Genomic DNA, 17,592 nt, shown 5'->3' on the forward strand with positions numbered 1-17,592 from the left:
GTCGGGGAAGATCTTCCGCAGGTTCTTCTTGCCGATCTTCGCGATGCCGAGGCGATCGTCGACCCACTTGACCGGTCCAGGGAACTCTGTGCTTGCTGACACTGCTGTCACCTCGCGAGGCTCGCCGTCGTAATGTCAGACCATTCGCAATTGACGCACGCCTCCGCAGCGGACAGGTGACCCTGATTGTTCTCGTCAGGACGCCGTCCGCGGCGAAACTGCCCAGGTAACCGCGCCGTGTCATCGGTAGGCTCACGTCCCTCGACATGAGTCTTCGGCGTGCATCGGCTGCGCTGGACGGTGTCCCGTACCGGCACGGACGCGCGGTGTCCCGACGTTACTGAACGCGGACATTGGGGAGCTTCCATTTGGGCCGCTCGTAGTGGCACGTGTATCCCGACGGGTACCGCTTGAGGTAGTTCTGGTGCTCGGGCTCGGCGTCCCAGAAGGGCCCGGCGGGGGTGACTGCCGTGACCACCTTGCCCGGCCAAATTCCGGACGCGTCCACGTCGGCGATCGTGCGCTTAGCGACGTCGCGTTGCTCGTCGCTGGTGTAGAAAATCTCGGACCGGTACTCGCTGCCGCGGTCGTTGCCCTGCCGGTTCTTCGTCGAGGGGTCGTGGATCTGGAAGAAGTACTCCAGCAGTTCGCGGTAGGAGAGCTGGTCGGAGTCGAAGGTGACCTTGATGGCTTCGGCGTGCCCCCGGTGGTTGCCGTAAGTCGCGTTGGGGACGTCACCGCCGGTGTAGCCGACCACGCTCGAAATGACGCCGGGGTGCTTGTCGATGAGGTCTTGGACGCCCCAAAAGCATCCTCCAGCCAGGATCGCGGTCTGCGGTTCAGTCGTCATGGTCGGGTCCTCTCCTAGGGGCGGCGGGTGGTCGCACCATGAGCATGCCCCTGCTCCGCGGTCGAACGCCCCAGTGTCACCCCTGGGTCCTACTACGGGGTGCCGGGGACAGGTGACCTGGCACGCATGACTCGTGCTTGTGCGGACCATGACCGACCGCTGGATGGCTCGGCCGCACTGGGTCTCGCGGAGCCGGCTCTTGCCACGACCGCCTTCTGCCGCAGTACTGCCGGCGACTCTCGACGTCCAGCCGGTGCTCGTAGTCAGTACGGCTTGGGCGCGGGGACCATGGGGACCGGCGGCGGGTAGCGTCGCCGACCGCATCGATCCGTCCTGGTGCCGGCTGTCCTCATGACGGTGCGGCCCGTCCTGGGCGGCAGGGCGCCGTCGACGGGAGACGGCCGGTCGGGAACGGCAGTCATCGCGCAGCCTCCTCAGCACGGCCTGGACGGCGCCGCCCCGCGGTGCGACGGCGGTGTGCGAGAGAACCACGCAATTGCTCGCGCCCGCGGTACAGGCGGGTGCTGACCGTCGCCGGCTTCAAGTCGAGAAGGTCGGCGATCTCGTCTCGCGGTACCCCGGCGATGTCGTTGAGCACCACGACGGTGCGGAACTTCGGAGTCACTGCCTCGAGCGCCTCAGCAACATCGGTGTCGAGGATCTGGTCGGTCACAAGCTCGATCGCCGAAGGGGTCGTCTGTGCGGGGAGCCAGTTATCGGTGTCGGACAACGGGTAGATCTTCGCGCGGCTGCGGCGACGGACCAGGTTGATGAACATGTTGGTGGCGATGCGGTTGAGCCAGGCCTCGACATTTCCGGGGCGGCGGAAGGTCGCCCACGACCGGAAGACCCTGACGAACGTCTCCTGGGCGAGGTCCTCGGCATCCTGCGGGTCCCGGGCGAGCACGAGGCACCGCCGGTACACGAAGGCGTAGTGACGGTTCACTATCGCGTCCCAGGACGGCGCGGGCCCGGAGAGCTCTACCTGTCCGGCCGGGTCGTCCTGCACTGCCGCCTTAACGGTCTCGTCCATCCGAACCAGCTCCCTTCGCGGTGGAACGACAGCCTCGAGGTCCGTAGCTCGAGCAAACGCGGCTGACTGTGCACCAAGGTCCCGCGGCGACCGCGTCGGTTGCGCCAGCGGCGGCACCGGACTTCACCACGGGGTTGGTCGCCTCGCACACACGCGGTCGCCCACCGTGGCCCGACTCCAAGAGCAGCGAGACACACCTCGAGGCGCGGTTCCGCGGTCACGCGTCGGCGTTGCGGTTAGGCGACCAGTGGATCCGCGTTCGGTGACGCATCCGCGTCGCAGGAGCAGGTGTCGCTGCACGGGAGGTAGGTGTGCGTCGCGTGGCCGCAGCATGGACACGGACGGTCGTGCGAGAGGCGGCTCCGGACTTCTTCAGGTGCGTCCCACATGACTGTGTCTCCCTCCATACGGCGGTTCAACGGATACCTCGAGGCTTGTCCAACGACCGGGGAGCAGCGCCCGGGTCGACCACTGGGCTATGGCCCCAGGGTCAGGTGTCCGAGTCAGGCGGCCAGGTCGTGTTCCGTGCCTGCTGATCACTCATCGACACGGATGTCGTATTGGAGCGCGCAGTGCGGTCCACCCTGTCACTGGGGACTGGCACCCCGGGGGGCGCTCCGCTCTACCTCAGGTCGGCCGGGATCACCCCAGGCTTCGGGGACTACGCGAAGCGAAGTCCGGTGACGGTATCGACGCGGATGGCTGTCGAACCGTCACCGGACTTCGTCGGGCGCTCGTGCTTGCTGGTCAGAGCTTCTTGCGCAGCGATCGGAGGCCGGTGCGGACCTCGCTGACGTAGAGCTTCGGCTGCTCCCAGGCTGCGAAGTGCCCACCCTTCGGGAGCCGGTTGTAGTGGATCAGGTTCGGGAACGCTTTCCGTGCCCACGTCTCGGGGGCCGGATAGAGCTCGGTGGGGAACACGCTGACCGCGACCGGGACGTTCTTGATGCCCTTGACGCCGAAGAACGAGAACTTGTTCTCCGCGTACAGGCGTCCGGCAGACACCACCGTGTTGGTCAGCCAGAAGTGTGTGATGTTGTCGAGCACGTCGAAGGGCGAGAGACCCTCACGGACGCCGGAGATCGACCTGGTGATCATCGCCAGGCTCTTGGCGTCATGGTCCATCAGGTACGCCGCGACCCCGACCGGGGAGTCGGCCTGGCCATAGATGACCTGAGGGCGGAAGGCCATCTGCAGCGCATAGCTGACGCCACCGGTCCACACTTTGTCCAGCTCCTCGCAGCAAATGCGCTCGTCCGCGGTGAGGTTGGCCGGCAGGTTCGGGAGCACGGGCGCAGCTCCGAGGAGGTTCTTCTGGAACATGGAGTCGATCTCCGGGGGGACAACACCGGCCATGTTCGTGTGGATGCCCAGCAGTCCCGCCGGCTCGTCGACCGCCATCAGTTCGACGACGATCGCGCCCCAGTCGCCGCCCGCGGCGACGAACTTCTTGTAGCCCAGGCGTCGCATCAGCTCGACGTAGGCACGCCCGATCCGGTCCGGGCCCCAGCCCTTCGCGGTCGGCTTGCCGGAGTACCCGTAGCCAGGCATCGAGGGCACCACGACGTGGAACGCGTCTGCGGAGCTGCCGCCGTACGCGGTCGGATTGGTCAGCGGGCCGACGATCTTGAGTTGCTCGACGATCGAGCCGGGCCAGCCGTGGCAGATGACGATGGGCATCGCGTTGGCGTGCTTGGAGCGTGCGTGGATGAAATGGAAGTCCAGGCCGTCGATCTCGGTGATGTAGTGCGGGAAAGAGTTGATCCGGGCTTCACACCGCCGCCAGTCGTACTGCTCGCTCCACGTGTGGGCGAGTGCCTGCATCGTGGCGAGCTGCGGGCCCTGGGACTGGTCGTCGACGGTCTCCTTCTCCGGCCACTGGGTCTCGCGGACACGCCTCTTGAGGTCGACGAGCTTGCTCCTGGGTTCGTGGACGCGGAACCGGCGCACCGCCGTCCCGCCTGAGGTCCGGCGGGCCGGCGTGACAGCGGCCGCCGCGGTGCGGAACCCTTGGGTGCCGATCGACGTCGCCGCGGCCGCGGCCGCTACCGCGGCTGAACGGGACAGGAACGTCCGACGGGTCGAGGCGACCCCGGACGTCGACGTGCTTGGAGAGATGTCGGTGATCGTTGTGTCCGACCTGTCGGGTGGGGGTGTGGGTGACGTTTGAGACATGACAAGACCTCCTTGGCCTTGGGTCTGGCGGGCGCCGGCGGCGTCTCGAACCGTTCTGCTGCGTTCCGGCGACTACCGGGGTGCTGGGGGTTGCTTGGGGGTGCGCTGGGTGCGGGGCTGACCGACGTGAGTGGCTCTCGGGAGGGGTCGCTCAGCCCCGCTTATGCATGCGGGTCGAGGCACGCGCCAGGTGGGGATGCTCGGTTATGGTGATCGGTTCGCAGTTACCGCAACGTGCGGAATCCGGTCCGAACCTCGTCGACGTACAGCTCAGGCTGCTCCCACGCTGCGAAATGGCCGCCCTTGGGGAGCCGGTTGTAGTGGACGAGCTTGGGGTACGCCCTGCGTGCCCACGTCTCCGGCGCCGGGTACAGCTCGTCGGGGAACACGCTCACGGCGACCGGGACCTCGGTGACGCCCTTGACGCCGAAGAACGAGTACGAGTTCTCGGCGTACAGGCGGCCGGCGGACACCACGGTGTTCGTCAACCAGAAGTGGGTCACGTTGTCGAGGACGTCGCTGGGTGTGAGGCCCTCGGGCTCGCCGTTGACCGACCGAGTGATCATCGCGAGGCTCTTGGCGTCGTGGTCGAGCAGATAGGCGGCGAGCCCGGCCGGGGAGTCGGCCTGGCCGACGATGACCTGCGGACGGGCCGCCATCTGGAGGGCGTAGCTGACGCCGCCGGTCCAGACCTTGTCGAGCTCCTCACAGCACTTGCGCTCGTCGTCGGTGAGGTCGGCGGGCAGGTTGGGCAGCACCGGGGAGGCCCCCAGGACATTCTTGAAGAACTGGACGTCGATCTCCGGGGGGATGACGCCAGCCATGTTGACGTGCACGCCGAGCACCGAGGCCGGGTGGTTGACGGCCAGCAGCTCCACGACGATGGTGCCCCAGTCCCCGCCGGCCGCGAAGTACTGGTCATAGCCGATGCGCTTCATCAGCACGTCCCACGCCGCGGCAATGCGGTCCGGGCCCCAGCCCTTCTCGGTCGGCTTGCCGGAGTACCCGTAGCCTGGCATGGACGGGACGATGACGTGGAACGCGTCGTCGGCGCTGCCACCGTACTTGGTCGGGTTGGTCAGCGGCTCGATGATCTTCAGCTGCTCGACGATCGAGCCCGGCCACCCGTGACTGACGAGGAGCGGCTTCGCGTTCTCGTGCGGCGAGCGCGCGTGGATGAAGTGGATGTCGAGGCCGTCGATCTCGGTGAGGAAGTGCGGGAAGGAGTTGATCTTGGCCTCGCACTTGCGCCAGTCGTACTCCTCGAGCCAGTAGCGCGCCAGCGCCTGCACGGTGGCGAGCTGCGGCCCCTGGGACTGGTCGTCCACGGTCTCCTTCTCGGGCCATCGGGTGGCGGCGATCCGGGCCCGCAGGTCGTCAAGGTCTGCCTGCGGGACCTCGACCTTGAACGGTCGTACCGCTGTGGCACTGGTCCGCTCGTCAACTGTGGTAGCCATGGGCTCCTCCTGGGTGGATGGACTTGCGTCCGGGTTTCAAGAAGCGTGCCGAGGCGGCCGGAGAAGAGCGCCCGTGGTGACCCCGGGGTTGTCCACCGGGGTCGCGACCCCGTGTAGGTGCCAGCGGTACTACGGGTGGAAGAGACGGCTGGAGCTGCCAACCTGATCTCGACGGCCCAGCCCCGGGTCGTCGTCGAGAGAGGACTTCCAATGAACACGTGCGCACGCGCTCACTGCGAAGGCCAACCCAGCTCACCTTCTGCGGCGGTGACCGCGGCTCACAGCCCGAGATGCCCCGTGCTGACCGGCACCGCGAACGGCCCTGTGAACATGCCCGCGGACACCTCTGGGAGCGCTCCTAGCGGCACTGGGGCCGCTGAGTTCGGGTCAGTGCTGACCGCTCCGCAGCTGCCTCCGTTGTTCAGTTGGACCTTCGAGAGCCGGATCGTGCAGGCCAACGGCATCCGTCAGCACGTTGTCGTCGGGGGTGAAGGCCCGCCCCTGCTGCTGATCCACGGGTGGCCCCAGAACTGGTACGCCTGGCGTCTGGTGATGCCAGGCCTCGCGCGGGACTTCACGGTGATCGCTGTCGACCAACGCGGCATCGGCCTGACGGAGCTGACGGCGACCGGGTACGACACTGCGACGCTTGCCGCGGACATGGCCGAGCTCATGTCGACGCTGGGCTACGGGCGGTTCGCGGTCGTCGGCCACGACACTGGTCTGGCGATCGCCTACGCACTGGCCGCCGACTTCCCACGCCGGGTGCACCATCTCGCGGTCGCAGAGGTGCCGGCACCGCCCGGGGTGGTGCCACCCGGCCCGCCGCTGTTCACCCCCGAGACCGTCAACAACCGGCTGTGGCACATCCCGTTCAACCGCGTCGATGACGAGCTCATCGTTGACATGGTCCACGACCACGCGGACGCGTTCTTCGGATACGAGTTCCAGGTGCAGGGCGGCGGAACCGACATGCCCGCACACGCCCGCGACTACTACATCAGCCTCTACAACCGTGACAAGGACGCGCTACGCGCCTCGTTCGGCTTCTACCGCGCCTGGGACCAGATGCTCGACCAGAACGCGCAACGCGCGACCACGAAACTCACCATCCCGGTCCTGGGCATCGGCGGCTCGCTCAGCTGGGGCGACAAGGTCGCCCAGGGAATGATGCCCGCGGCCGAACACGTCCGCGCCGCCGTCATCCCCGGCACGGGCCACTGGGTGGCCGAACAAGGACCCGAGGAACTCGTCGCCGTCCTCCGGCACTTCCTGCCCCCCGACAGCGACTGGGCCGCCGCTCACCGTGTCGCGTAGACCGAGCGCCCGGATGGATCACCCCGGTCACGGACAGCGTCGCGCGGGTCTCACGATCCGTCCCCGGAGCGTAGGAAAGCCCAGGCCGACGCGCTGCGGGACGCCCAGGCCATCACAGCAGCAGCGAGTGCGATGACGGCCACTACGGCGCCGAAGATCTGGAAGGTCCTCTGAAGACCGAGGTCTTTGACCAGCAACCCGGCGATGACGGCGGGAATCGACAGCGACGCGTACGCGACGACGTAGAACGCAGACATGACCGACGCGCGGTGCGGGGGCGGGATGACGGCGAGGAGGTTGCGCAGGCCGCCGAGGAACGCGATACCGAAGCCGAACCCGGCGACCGAGCATCCGACGAGATAAGTAGCACCTGATCCGAGGTGGGTGGCCACTGCAATGGCGAGGATGCCGACCGCGAGCGCAATCGAGCCGAGGGTGGCCCCCAGCCAGGGTGCGGTGTACCCGAACGCGAGCTGGGCGACCGCGGCGGTGCCGAGGAGTACGACGATGCCGAGCACCGAGACGACCGTGTTCGTCGACTCGAACAGCGCAGCTCCCAGACTGGGTCCGAGCGAGAAGAAGAGACCACCGGCCGACCACGACGAGATGACCGCGAGGCTGGCGAGGATGAACGGGCCGCGCACACCCGCCGGGACGTGCGGCCGTTCGAGCCTGAGCCGGAACCGCCTGGTGGACTCGACCGGTTCAGACATCGCGTAGGACCCGACGATTGCCGCTGCGAGCAGTCCGAGAAAGATCAGGTAGGGCACGACCCGGGGCGCCCATGCGGTCTGGACGAGCACGGCGGTGGTGAGAATTCCCAGGCCGGTGCCGGTCGTGGTCACCACCGCGTTCGTGAGACTCACCTTGGCCGGCCCACGCGTGCCGGCGAAGTCGAGCAGCGCAGCGCTGGCGGTGCCGACGGCGGCGCCGGTGGCCACGCCCTGTAGGCCCCGCGCGACGAACAGCCAGGCGGCGGAGCTCGCGACGATGAATAGCAAGGTGGAGACCATGAGGGCGCTGAGAGCGGCGAGCAAGACGGGGCGGCGTCCGAGATCATCAGAGACGCTGCCGGCGAGGATCAGTGTCGCCAGCACCCCGAAACTGTAGGTCGCATAGATCAGCGTCAGAGTCAGCGTCGAGAACGACCACAGCTCCATGTACGTCTCGTACAGCGGGGATGGTGCGACCGAGCCGAACAGGCCTAGGCCGATCACGTACGCGGCAACTGCATACGCAACCGGCCCAGGGAGGGTCCGCCGACCCCGGTTGTGACTGTGGCTCGCGGCCGCCTTCTTGACCCGGCCACTGGGGTCTGCTGGGTGGTGTGCCATCGCGGGTCAGTCCTCGTTCCTGAGGCGCGGGTTCAGCCGAATGTGAAGGCGAAGACCTGCACGGCTGGGTCGAGGAAGGTGATTTCGAAGGTGCGGTCCTCGATGTGACCGGTCTGCCGGATCAGCTGGTGCAGCCGTTGGTGGGTGACGGCGCCGAAGCCCTCGGCATCGACGTCCTCGCCGTGGGCGTCATCGGGCGCTTGCCCGTCGAGGGTGACCCGGAAGTGGACGGTGTCGCAGCAGTCGGTGGGTCCCATCACGAGGTTCAGGTCACGGGCGTGGAAGCGCATGACGAGCGACCCGGCTGCCTCAGTCATGGTGCAGGACTCCTGGGCGATCGCCCACGTGCCGTGCAGAGACCAGTGGTTCAGCGGCAGCGGCGGGGGTTCGGTGTATGTGTGCGGCTGCCCGAATCGTGGGCCGCTGGGATAGGCGAAGCTGTCACTGCGCGCGGACCCGAGGTAGGTCTCTGGCGACTGCAGGTGGTCCCAGTCCGCAGCGACCTCCGCGCCCTGAGCCTCGATGGCTGCTGCTGCGGGCAGGTCGTGTACGCCGAGCAGCTCGCGAATCACCTGCTCGGACCGGTCGTAGGCGCCTTCCCCGAAGTGGTGGTGCCTGAGCCGCCCCTCGCGGTCGACGAAGTACAGCGCCGGCCAGTACCGGTTGGCGAAGGAGGCCCATACGGCGTACTCGCTGTCGAGTGCGACCGGGTAGGAGATCCCCATCTCGCGGACCGCGAGCTCGACGTTGTCCACCCGGCGCTCGAAGCCGAACTCGGGGGTGTGGACTCCGACGGTGACCAGGCCGTGGGGGCGGTAGGTGGCGTCCCAGGCGCGCAGGTACGGAAGCTGGCGGAGCCAGTTCACGCAGGTGTAGGTCCAGAAGTTGACGAGGGTGACCTTCCCGAGAAGGTCGTGGGCGGTCAGTGGGGTGGAGTTCAGCCACCCGGTTGCGCCTTCGAAGCCAGGGGCGCGGCTCTCTGATCTTGAACGGGACTGTTCGGCGGTCATGGCGGACCTTTCGGTCTGGGATGGCACTGGGATTGCAGTGGGGGACGTCTCCAGCGTGTCTGGACCGTGGCGGCTATGCGCCCGTGCTCAGCACGGGCATCCCATGACACTGGCACCCGGGTCGGCCCGCGGCGCGCCTCGCCCGATTGAGCCACTCCTGCCGAGGTGCGCCGACGATTAGACCTTCCGCCCCTCTCGGAAGGCGTGGTCGCGGGCGCTTTCGCCTTGTAGCGCGGGGATTGCGGACGGTTGCTGTGGACCGGCGAGCGCGGTTCGCTGGTTGTTTCGCGGCCCCTTTGCACCCGTAAGGGCGAGGAGTAGCATCCCCAGAGGAGCCTGGGGGTATTTGGTCGCTGATCGCTCAGCGACCCCCTGGATGGAGCGACCATGCCCGACCCCATTCGTCTGGACGACCAGGCTGTCATGACCGTGGCGTCGATCTCGCGAGCGATGTACCCGCACGACACCTTGCCTGATGAGGTGTACGCCCGGGTGGCGGCCAAGCTCGCCGACGCAGCTGGCGAGGACGCGGCCACCGCGGCCGTCATCAGCACTGCGCTGAGCACTCTCACCGCCAACGACCAACTTCTCGAACTCCCTGAGGAGGTGCGTCTGACCACCGTTGCATCCGAGGCGGGAACCGAGTTCTTCAACCTCGTCCGCAGCCTCGCCGTAGTCGAGGTGTACTCCGACACACGCACCTGGGAGCTCTGCGGGTACGAGGGCCCGTCCTTCGACAAGGGCGGCTACCTGACCCGCGGTTTCAACGACCTCGACTGGCTTCCTGACCCCGAGGACGAACCGTGACCTTCGACAGCCCAGACCGGCCCATCCCCCACCGCTTCTCCCTGACCGACGCCGAGGTCGTCGTCATCGGATCAGGCGCGGGAGGCGGCACGCTTGCCAGCGAGCTGTGCCACAAGGGAGTCAACGTGGTGCTCCTTGAGGCCGGCGAGCATCACCAGCCCGAGGACTTTATCAACGACGAGTGGCCCTCGCTGGCCCAGCTCGCGTGGCTGGACTCGCGCACCACCTCCGGATCCTGGCAGATCGCCACCGACTGGCCGACCTTACCCGCGTGGACATGCAAGGCCGTCGGTGGCACGACGGTGCACTGGGCCGGCGGATGCCCGAGGCTCAAGGACTGGGAGTTCCGGACCCTCTCGACGCATGGCCCGATCGAGGGCACCAGTCTGCTGGATTGGCCCATCGAGCTGTCCGACCTCGAGCCGTACTACGGCAAGGCCGAGGAGCGAATGGGCGTCACCCGCACCAACGGGATCCCGCCGCTGCCGGCGAACAACAACTACAAGGTGATGGCCAACGGGGCAAAGCGCGTCGGCTACACAGGCGTGTCCACCGGCCGCATGGCGATCAACCCGGTTCCCCGAGCTGGTCGCCCTGGCACGATCCAGGACGGGTTCAACTACCAGGGTGACAAGTCCCGCGCGCACTGGTCCACCCTGACTGCCGAGATCCCGCCCGCGGAGAAGACCGGCCGGCTCGACCTGCGGCCAGGCTGTATGGCGATCCGAATCGAGCACAACAGTTCCGGGCGCGTCACTGGGGTCGTGTATGCCGACCCCGACGGTCACCTACAGGTCCAGACCGCGCGCCTGGTGTGCGTGGCCGGGAACGCCATCGAGACCGCCCGCCTGCTGCTGAACTCGACCTCGTCCCAGTTTCCCGACGGGCTCGCTAACTCCAGCGGCCAGGTGGGCCGCAACTACCTGCGCCACCTGACCGGGTCCGTGTTCGCAACCTTCGAGCAGCCGGTGCACATGTACCGGGGCGAGACGATGGCCGGCATCATCACCGACGAGTCCCGCAACGACCCGGCCCGAGGGTTCGTCGGCGGCTACTACATCGAGCCGCTGTCGCTAGGCCCGGCCTTCCTCGCGTCGTTCCTGGTCCCGGGCGGGTACGGCCGGGACTACGCCGCCGTGATGGAGCAGTACGACCACATGGCCGGGATGTGGCTGGTCGGCGAGGACGTCCCACGGAAGACGAACTGCGTCACTCTCAACACCGACGTCCTCGACCAGTTCGGGCAGCCGGTGCCGAACGTCCACTTCGACGACCATCCCAACGACCTGGCGATGCGTGAACACGCCTACGCAGCCGGCGAGGCCATCTACGAGGCCGTCGGATCCACGCGGACGTTTCGCGTACCGCCGTACCCGAACACCCACAACATGGGGACTGCACGGATGAGCGCGCGGCCCGAGGACGGGGTCGTCAACGAGTACGGGCGGGCACACGACGTGCCGAACCTGTTCGTCTCCGACGGCAGCGTGATGACCACAGGCGCCGCGGCCAACCCGACGTTGACCATCGTGGCGCTGGCGTTGCGGCAGGCCGACCACATCGAGGAGCAGATGAAGGCCGGGAACCTTTAGCCGCGGCCGCGGAGCTCGGGCCCTGGACCGCGACTTGCCACACGGGTGCGCCTATCGCCTCCGCGGAAAGGAGTCGGGTCTTGGATCCAGAGCCAACAAGCGGAAACCCCGCCGACAGCCCCTTACGCTCTACCTTGCCCGCCGTCCGCATCCATGTGGAGGCTGTGCGAACCGTAGCGGCTGTCCCCGAGTTGCGTGGCCGAGCGACTGAGTGCGGCTACCTCGGCGACCTGGTTGCCGCGGTCCGACGGGGCAAGAGCCGTGCCCTGGTGCTCAGCGGCGACGCCGGCATCGGCAAGAGCGCGTTGCTGGGGCACCTGACAGGCGTCGCAGACGGCGTAGCTATAACGCGGGCGGCGGGGATCGAGTCGGAGATGGAGCTGGCCTACGCCAGCCTGCACCAGGTGTGCGCGCCACTCCTGAACCACCTCAACGACATTCCAGGCCCGCAGCGGCGCGCCCTCGCGACCGTGTTCGGCCTGAGCGACGGAGCAGCACCGGACCGATTCCTGGTCAGCCTCGCAACCTTGAGCCTGTTCGCTGCCGTGGCGGAGGAACGACCCCTCTTGTGCGTGATCGACGACTGCCAGTGGCTGGACTACAACTCGGCGTCGACGCTCGCATTTGTCGCGCGCCGTCTCCTGGCCGAACGGGTCGGCATCGTCTTCGCGGCCCGAACGGTTCCGGACACGATGGCCGACCTACCGCAGATGGTTGTGCGCGGTGTCAGCAACGGCGAAGCCCGGGCGCTGTTGGACTCGGCCGTTCCGTTCAAGATCGACGAGATGGTCCGCGACCGGATCGTCGCCGAGACCGGCGGCAACCCGCTTGCTCTGCTCGAGCTCCCCAACGGGCTGACCCCCACCCAGTTGGCCGGCGGGTTCGGGCTGGTCGGACAGCACACGCTGTCGGGACGCATCGAGGAAAGCTTCCTGCGGCGCCTCGAAGATCTGCCGGCCAAGACGCGCCGGCTGCTGCTCATCGCCGCTGCCGAGCCAATCGGAGACCCGCTGCTGCTGTGGAACGCTGCCGAACGCCTGCGGATCCGACCCGAGGCCGCGGACTCCGCGATCGCGTCGGGCCTTCTGAGCATCGACAACCGAGTGGTCTTCCGACACCCGCTGGCGCGCTCCGCGGTCTACCAGGCCGCCTCCGCCGAGGACCGCCGCACAGTCCACCTGGCGTTGGCGCAGGCGACGAACAAGCAGAACGACCCCGACCGCCGCGCATGGCACCGGGCCGCCGCGTCGGCCGGCCCGGACGAGGACGTGGCCGCCGAGTTGGAGCAGTCCGCCGACCGGGCCCGGGCGCGTGGTGGGCTCGCGGCTGCTGCAGCGTTCCTGCAGCGGGCGGTTGCGCTGAGCGAGGACCCGACGCTGCGGACCGAACGCGCCATCGCTGCCGCGGAGACGAGCTTGAAGGCTGGCGCCTTCGAGCGGGCGCTCGACCTGGTCACGACCGCGGAGACCGGGACCATGGACGGCTACCAACACAGCCGCTGCGACCTGCTCCGCGCCCGGGTCGCGTTCGCTGCAGGCCTGTGGAGCGACGCACCACCGCTGCTGCTGCGCGCCGCACGCCAACTCGAACCGTACGACGAGGACCTGTCGCGCGAGACCTACCTGACCGCGTGGGGCGCCGCCGGCTTGGGCGAAGAGCGGGCCGCACGCGAGTTCCTGCCCCAGATCTCCCAGGCAGCGCGGGCGCTGCCCAGTCCAGTGGCCGACGAAAACCCGCGCGACCTGCTCCTGGACGGGCTCGCCCTGCTGACCCTCGACGGACACGCGGCAGCCCACCCGCTGCTGACGCGGGCAACCCAGACCGCAGCGACCATGTCCACCCATGACGTGTTGCGGTGGGGCTGGATGATTGTCGGCGCCTACGCTGCGATCTGGGACTACGACGGTTGGTACGCAGCCGCCAAACGCAACGTCAAGGTCGTCCGGGAGGCCGGCGAGCTCGCCGCACTGCCCGTGCACCTCACCTACCTAGGCATGGCCACCGCCTGGAAAGGCGAGTTCTCCGACACCGCGGCCCTGGTCGCCGAGCTCGACAGCGTCGCGCAAGCGACCGGAAGTCGGTTCCCGCCCTACGCGCTGCTGCGGCTACGGGCCATGCAGGGCCGTGAACCTGAGGCGTCGGCCACCATCGCGCACGCGATCGACCAGTTCGGCGGAGACGGCTCGACCGCCGCCCGCGCCCGGTGGGCGTCTGCGGTGCTCTTCAACGGCCTGGGCCGGTACGAGGAGGCTGCTCGAGCCGCAGCCGAGGCCCTGGATGGGACGCCGAACCACTGGGTGTTCGGCTGGATCCTGCCCGAGCTCGTGGAAAGCGCGATGCGGTCCGGCAACCCGGCGTTGGCACGCAAGGCTCTGATCAGGTTGGACGGGACCACCCGGCTCTGCCGGTCCCACTTCGCGCAGGGTATTCAGGCGCGAAGCGAGGCGCTCGCGGCCGACGGACCGAAGGCCGAGGAGCTCTACTGCGAGGCCATCGAACGATTGACCCAGACGCCACTGCGGCCGGAGCTGGCCCGGGCACACCTGCTCTACGGCGAGTGGCTGCGCCGTGAGAACCGGCGGTTGACGGCCCGCGACCAGCTCCACACCGCGTTCGACCTGTTCGCCGACCTCGGTATGGAAGCGTTCGCAGACCGGGCCCGCTCGGAGTTGGAGTCGACCGGTGAGAAGGTCCACCGCCGCAGCGTCGAGTCGTTCGACGAGCTAACCGCGCAGGAACGCCAGGTCGCTAGCCTCGCGCGGGACGGCCTATCGAATGCCGAGATCGGAGAGCGGCTGTTCCTGAGCCCCCGGACCGTGGAGTGGCACCTGCGAAACGTGTACATGAAGTTGAACATCCGGTCCCGCCGCGAGCTCGCTGCCGCGCTTGCGAGCTCTGACACCCACGACACGAGGGTCGTCACCAGTACGGACGGACCCTGACCGCGCGTGCCGGGTGCTCCGCGGCTTCGTGCGTGGTGAGCGCATGGCCCGCTGGAACGGCATCCCAGCCGGGTCGGTTATGGAGGACAGCTAATCCCGCTTGACCCCTCCGGGCCTCATTATTCCCGCTACGAGCGGCGGCCCCGCGGCGAGGGGCGCCTGAGGACGAGCGAACAGCGCACGAAGCGTCCGCCCGGGTAAGCCCCGGTCTGTGGACTTCGTGCTTCTTGCGGTCGGAGTCACACCACGTCGCCCTCGTGCTCCTCAAACTGGGGCCAAGACCTAGGCAGCAGCGTGGATCGCTGAGGCTTCTCAGCAGGACCCGGGTCCGGCCCTGTGGTGCCCCGGCCGGTCGGCCCCCGTCGCCCCGGTACCTGGTGCGCTACCGGGGCGAGACCCCGGTAGCTGCCCCGGGTGTTCAGCGAGTCGGTGTTGCGGAAACTTGTGGTGGCCGAAGACACCGTCGGAAGGGGTTCGACGCACTGATGTTGATCGGCACCTGCTCTCGCGAGTGTGGTGTCGGTCGACCCAGCACGGCACTCGAAGGAGGACGACTCATGCTTGGCGACTACCCGATCAATCCTGTGCTGCTAGCCAAGGACCTGGAGGCGGCGCGAGACTTCTATCACGTGCGGCTCGGGCTGGCGATCCTGAGCGAGGGAGCGGACGACCTCGTGTTCCACTGCGGTCGCGGGACCCGACTGGAGATCACGAGAAGCACGACTGGCACCTCGGACACCCAGACTCAAGCCACATGGTTCGTCGACGACCTTCGCGCCGAAGTGGACGAACTCCGGACTCGCGGGGTCGACGTCGAGGACTACGACTTGCCCGGGTTGAAGACCGTCGACGGCATCGCGGACCTTGGCTTCGCGTGGGCTGCGTGGATCGTCGACCCGGGAGCGAACGCGCTGGGGATCGTCCAGCTCCGCAACTGACTCACGAACTGCAGCTACGTCCTCGATCTAGTCAGTCAGCCGTGTAACGCTTCGTGAGATCTCGGGTGGAAATCAGCCCAGGTCACGTAACTGCCCTGGTCGCAGCTGCACCCGCCGCGGCTCGCATAGGTTGTTTCGGAGTCAGCGCACGACGTGAAGACGGGGACGCTCGTCGGGTTGTCCGAGCAATTCGCCCAGGTGCGACGAAGTCCAGCAGAGCTCGCGGGCAAGCGCCGCGTGATCGAGGCCTTGACGCCTGGCCAGCTCCATTGCCTCCTGCAACAGAGTCGGGATCTCACCGGGATACGAGGTCAACGGCTCCGGTCGTCGGAACTCCGCCATCTGCGCAAGGCGCTGGTGCGCCCGCCGAATCGATACGTCGGACACCAACCGTAGTTCGCCCATCCGGTAGATCAATGACTCGATCGACACGCCCCAAGTCCGGCTCAAGGCGTCAAGTACCGCCATCCGCACCGTCTTCGGCAACAGCGGCTGAATCTCCGCACCAGGGGTGAGGAACTCGGCCGCGAACTGGTCCGCCTCTCGCTCTTGTTTCCGGTCGCCCGGTAGGGGTATCGGGTGCAGCAGTAGATGGCCGATTTCATGTGCACAGGTGAATCGGTACTCGTAGACGGACTTGAAGCGCTCGGGTGTAACGATGACGAGTGGGCGCCCGAGCGCATCGGTGGAGTATGCCTTCACCCGCGTGACAGCTTCGTTCGTCAGCGGGATCAGGCAGACGACAATCCCTCGCGACTCCATCGTCGCTGCGAGATGAGGCACAGGACCACGCGACATCCCCCAGGCCTGCCGCAATGTGCGCGCCGCTTCTCGCGGCGACGTGCCCTCCGGGATCTCGGGCAGCGAGAGGTCGGGGAACCTGACTCGCTTCTCCAGAGCGTTGGTGAGCTCCCAGAGCTGCTCGGCATGTGCGACCGCCTTGGCACGATCCTTCGCGCGAGTAGACCGCAAACTACGGAAGTGTGCGTCCGAGGTATCGAGGCGTCCGAACGGGCGTCCGAGGGCGAAGAACTCGGGCGCGACGCCGAGGGCACGGCCGATCGCGCGCACCAACTCTGGGCGAGGCTTGGTCGAGCCGGCCTCGTATTGCCCGACAGCTGCCGCGGAGACACCGACCCTGTCCGCAAGCTCCGCCTTCGTCAGCTCGGCAAGTACCCGAGCCTGAGTCAGGCGCCCTGGATCAAACCCATTGGCTATCGCAGTCAAGCCTCCATTGCCGGCGCGGCCGAACAGCGTCAGCTCCGGACCGTCAAGACCGTCGTCAGCCATCTGCCGAGGTATCCGAGGCCTGTTCGTCGATCGCGGGGAACTTCGACGGCACGTCGCCAGAGGTGAACGTCCGGGCCGGGGATGCCGACACCGGCAGCGTCGGCTGCAGGCGCAGCAGGCTCTCATGGAAGGACTTCCAGTCGACGTACCCGTCAGCTGTCAACCAGACCTCTCCCCAGTTCACCGAATGCAAGCCGTGCACGGAGCTGGAAATCGCGACGATCACCATGCGGCTTGAGCTCACCTCGGGCGCGTTCGTCGTACTCGTGAAGAGGTCGAGGAGCCGCAACTCCTCCTCGCTGAGGTTCGGGTCCGGAGGCTCGAGATCGATCAACGGCTCCTGTAAGGCAACGCCACCGAGATTCGCTGCCTCGAAGCGCGCCGGCGATGTCACGAACGGCGTCTGCGTCAGCTCCGTCTGACCGCTGCTCGCGAACCGCCAAGGAAAGACCGCGACGCCGTTGATCACTGGAATCCGGTACGGCGCCCCGCCAGGGCGTACGAGCACGACGCCGGGCAGACTCTCGAACTGCTCGAACCGCTCCAGAATCCCGCGCCAGAACTGGCCGTAGACACTGGCCGAGCGGTGGCCCGAGGCGTCCTGAGCGTCGAGGCTGAGTTCGTGCTCTTCCCGCACGTGCCGCGCGACTTCGTCGCGCAACGTCGGGCCGTACATGCCGAACGTCTCCAGAGCCCAAGCCCGCCCTGCATCCACAGTCGCCTCCTGAAGTCTACAGCGACGATCATAGCCTTGCGCTTTAGTTTCGAACGTCAATGGCACGCTTCGGGCGTGTCGACCTCCGGCACCGCTGGTCGGATTCAGAACCGGCATGGTTCGCGCACCGAG

Annotated in this window: 13 protein-coding genes; 5 read left to right on the plus strand and 8 right to left on the minus strand. The window is 67.5% G+C overall.

Annotation, left to right across the window (positions count from 1 at the left end; genetic code table 11):
• Positions 1-337: 337 nt before the first annotated feature.
• The 4 genes from msrA to AB0L64_RS38940 form a co-directional block, all read right to left on the minus strand.
• Positions 338-850 (minus strand): peptide-methionine (S)-S-oxide reductase MsrA, encoded by a 513-nt coding sequence (msrA, locus tag AB0L64_RS38925; protein WP_363717985.1) that lies wholly within the window; start codon positions 848-850, stop codon positions 338-340.
• A gap of 418 nt (positions 851-1,268) precedes the next feature.
• Positions 1,269-1,883: a sigma-70 family RNA polymerase sigma factor gene (locus AB0L64_RS38930; protein ID WP_363717986.1), complete on the minus strand. Its 615-nt coding sequence runs from the start codon at positions 1,881-1,883 to the stop codon at positions 1,269-1,271.
• 747 nt (positions 1,884-2,630) lie between these two features.
• Positions 2,631-4,058 (minus strand): epoxide hydrolase family protein, encoded by a 1,428-nt coding sequence (locus AB0L64_RS38935; RefSeq protein ID WP_363717987.1) that lies wholly within the window; start codon positions 4,056-4,058, stop codon positions 2,631-2,633.
• 224 nt (positions 4,059-4,282) lie between these two features.
• Positions 4,283-5,515 (minus strand): epoxide hydrolase family protein, encoded by a 1,233-nt coding sequence (locus AB0L64_RS38940; protein ID WP_363717988.1) that lies wholly within the window; start codon positions 5,513-5,515, stop codon positions 4,283-4,285.
• A 417-nt stretch (positions 5,516-5,932) separates the two neighbouring features.
• On the opposite strand from AB0L64_RS38940, the gene AB0L64_RS38945 reads away from it, so the two are divergent.
• Positions 5,933-6,832, plus strand: coding sequence for an alpha/beta hydrolase (locus AB0L64_RS38945; protein WP_363717989.1), 900 nt, complete (start codon positions 5,933-5,935; stop codon positions 6,830-6,832).
• A 50-nt stretch (positions 6,833-6,882) separates the two neighbouring features.
• Here AB0L64_RS38945 and AB0L64_RS38950 read toward each other — a convergent pair whose 3' ends face one another.
• Together AB0L64_RS38950 and AB0L64_RS38955 are read right to left on the minus strand one after the other, a co-directional pair.
• Positions 6,883-8,049, minus strand: coding sequence for an MFS transporter (locus AB0L64_RS38950; protein WP_363717990.1), 1,167 nt, complete (start codon positions 8,047-8,049; stop codon positions 6,883-6,885).
• Between the two features lie 149 nt (positions 8,050-8,198).
• Positions 8,199-9,176 carry a redoxin domain-containing protein gene (locus AB0L64_RS38955; protein ID WP_363717991.1) on the minus strand — a complete coding sequence of 326 codons (978 nt, stop codon included), beginning with the start codon at positions 9,174-9,176 and terminating at the stop codon, positions 8,199-8,201.
• 387 nt (positions 9,177-9,563) lie between these two features.
• On the opposite strand from AB0L64_RS38955, the gene AB0L64_RS38960 reads away from it, so the two are divergent.
• The 4 genes from AB0L64_RS38960 to AB0L64_RS38975 all read left to right on the plus strand — a co-directional run bounded on the left by AB0L64_RS38960 (position 9,564) and on the right by AB0L64_RS38975 (position 15,455).
• Positions 9,564-9,983, plus strand: coding sequence for a hypothetical protein (locus tag AB0L64_RS38960; protein ID WP_363717992.1), 420 nt, complete (start codon positions 9,564-9,566; stop codon positions 9,981-9,983).
• The gene (locus AB0L64_RS38965) at positions 9,980-11,575 is read left to right on the plus strand and encodes a GMC family oxidoreductase (RefSeq protein ID WP_363717993.1); all 1,596 of its coding nucleotides are present in this window, start codon (positions 9,980-9,982) and stop codon (positions 11,573-11,575) included. The genes AB0L64_RS38960 and AB0L64_RS38965 overlap by 4 nt, the downstream gene beginning before the upstream one ends.
• A gap of 164 nt (positions 11,576-11,739) precedes the next feature.
• Positions 11,740-14,517, plus strand: a complete 2,778-nt coding sequence (locus AB0L64_RS38970; protein ID WP_363717994.1) for an AAA family ATPase — start codon at positions 11,740-11,742, stop codon at positions 14,515-14,517.
• A gap of 557 nt (positions 14,518-15,074) precedes the next feature.
• Positions 15,075-15,455, plus strand: a complete 381-nt coding sequence (locus AB0L64_RS38975) for a VOC family protein (protein WP_363717995.1) — start codon at positions 15,075-15,077, stop codon at positions 15,453-15,455.
• Positions 15,456-15,596: 141 nt separating this feature from the next.
• Here the strand turns inward: AB0L64_RS38975 and AB0L64_RS38980 are convergent, their stop codons facing one another.
• Positions 15,597-16,745 (minus strand): XRE family transcriptional regulator, encoded by a 1,149-nt coding sequence (locus tag AB0L64_RS38980; RefSeq protein WP_363717996.1) that lies wholly within the window; start codon positions 16,743-16,745, stop codon positions 15,597-15,599.
• Positions 16,738-17,526 carry a hypothetical protein gene (locus AB0L64_RS38985; protein WP_363717997.1) on the minus strand — a complete coding sequence of 263 codons (789 nt, stop codon included), beginning with the start codon at positions 17,524-17,526 and terminating at the stop codon, positions 16,738-16,740. Before AB0L64_RS38985 ends, AB0L64_RS38980 begins: the two co-directional genes overlap by 8 nt.
• Positions 17,527-17,592: the final 66 nt, after the last annotated feature.

The sequence above is a fragment of the Kribbella sp. NPDC051936 genome (genome assembly GCF_040680955.1).
Lineage (GTDB): Bacteria > Actinomycetota > Actinomycetes > Propionibacteriales > Kribbellaceae > Kribbella.

Bases quoted from the DNA above. Each gene is read 5' to 3' on its own strand.
- AB0L64_RS38930 (WP_363717986.1), bottom strand. From the start codon at position 1,883: ATGGACGAGACCGTTAAGGCGGCAGTGCAGGACGACCCGGCCGGACAG.
- msrA (WP_363717985.1), bottom strand. From the start codon at position 850: ATGACGACTGAACCGCAGACCGCGATCCTGGCTGGAGGATGCTTTTGG.
- AB0L64_RS38975 (WP_363717995.1), top strand. From the start codon at position 15,075: ATGCTTGGCGACTACCCGATCAATCCTGTGCTGCTAGCCAAGGACCTG.
- AB0L64_RS38960 (WP_363717992.1), top strand. From the start codon at position 9,564: ATGCCCGACCCCATTCGTCTGGACGACCAGGCTGTCATGACCGTGGCG.
- AB0L64_RS38940 (WP_363717988.1), bottom strand. From the start codon at position 5,515: ATGGCTACCACAGTTGACGAGCGGACCAGTGCCACAGCGGTACGACCG.
- AB0L64_RS38955 (WP_363717991.1), bottom strand. From the start codon at position 9,176: ATGACCGCCGAACAGTCCCGTTCAAGATCAGAGAGCCGCGCCCCTGGC.
- AB0L64_RS38935 (WP_363717987.1), bottom strand. From the start codon at position 4,058: ATGTCTCAAACGTCACCCACACCCCCACCCGACAGGTCGGACACAACG.
- AB0L64_RS38980 (WP_363717996.1), bottom strand. From the start codon at position 16,745: ATGGCTGACGACGGTCTTGACGGTCCGGAGCTGACGCTGTTCGGCCGC.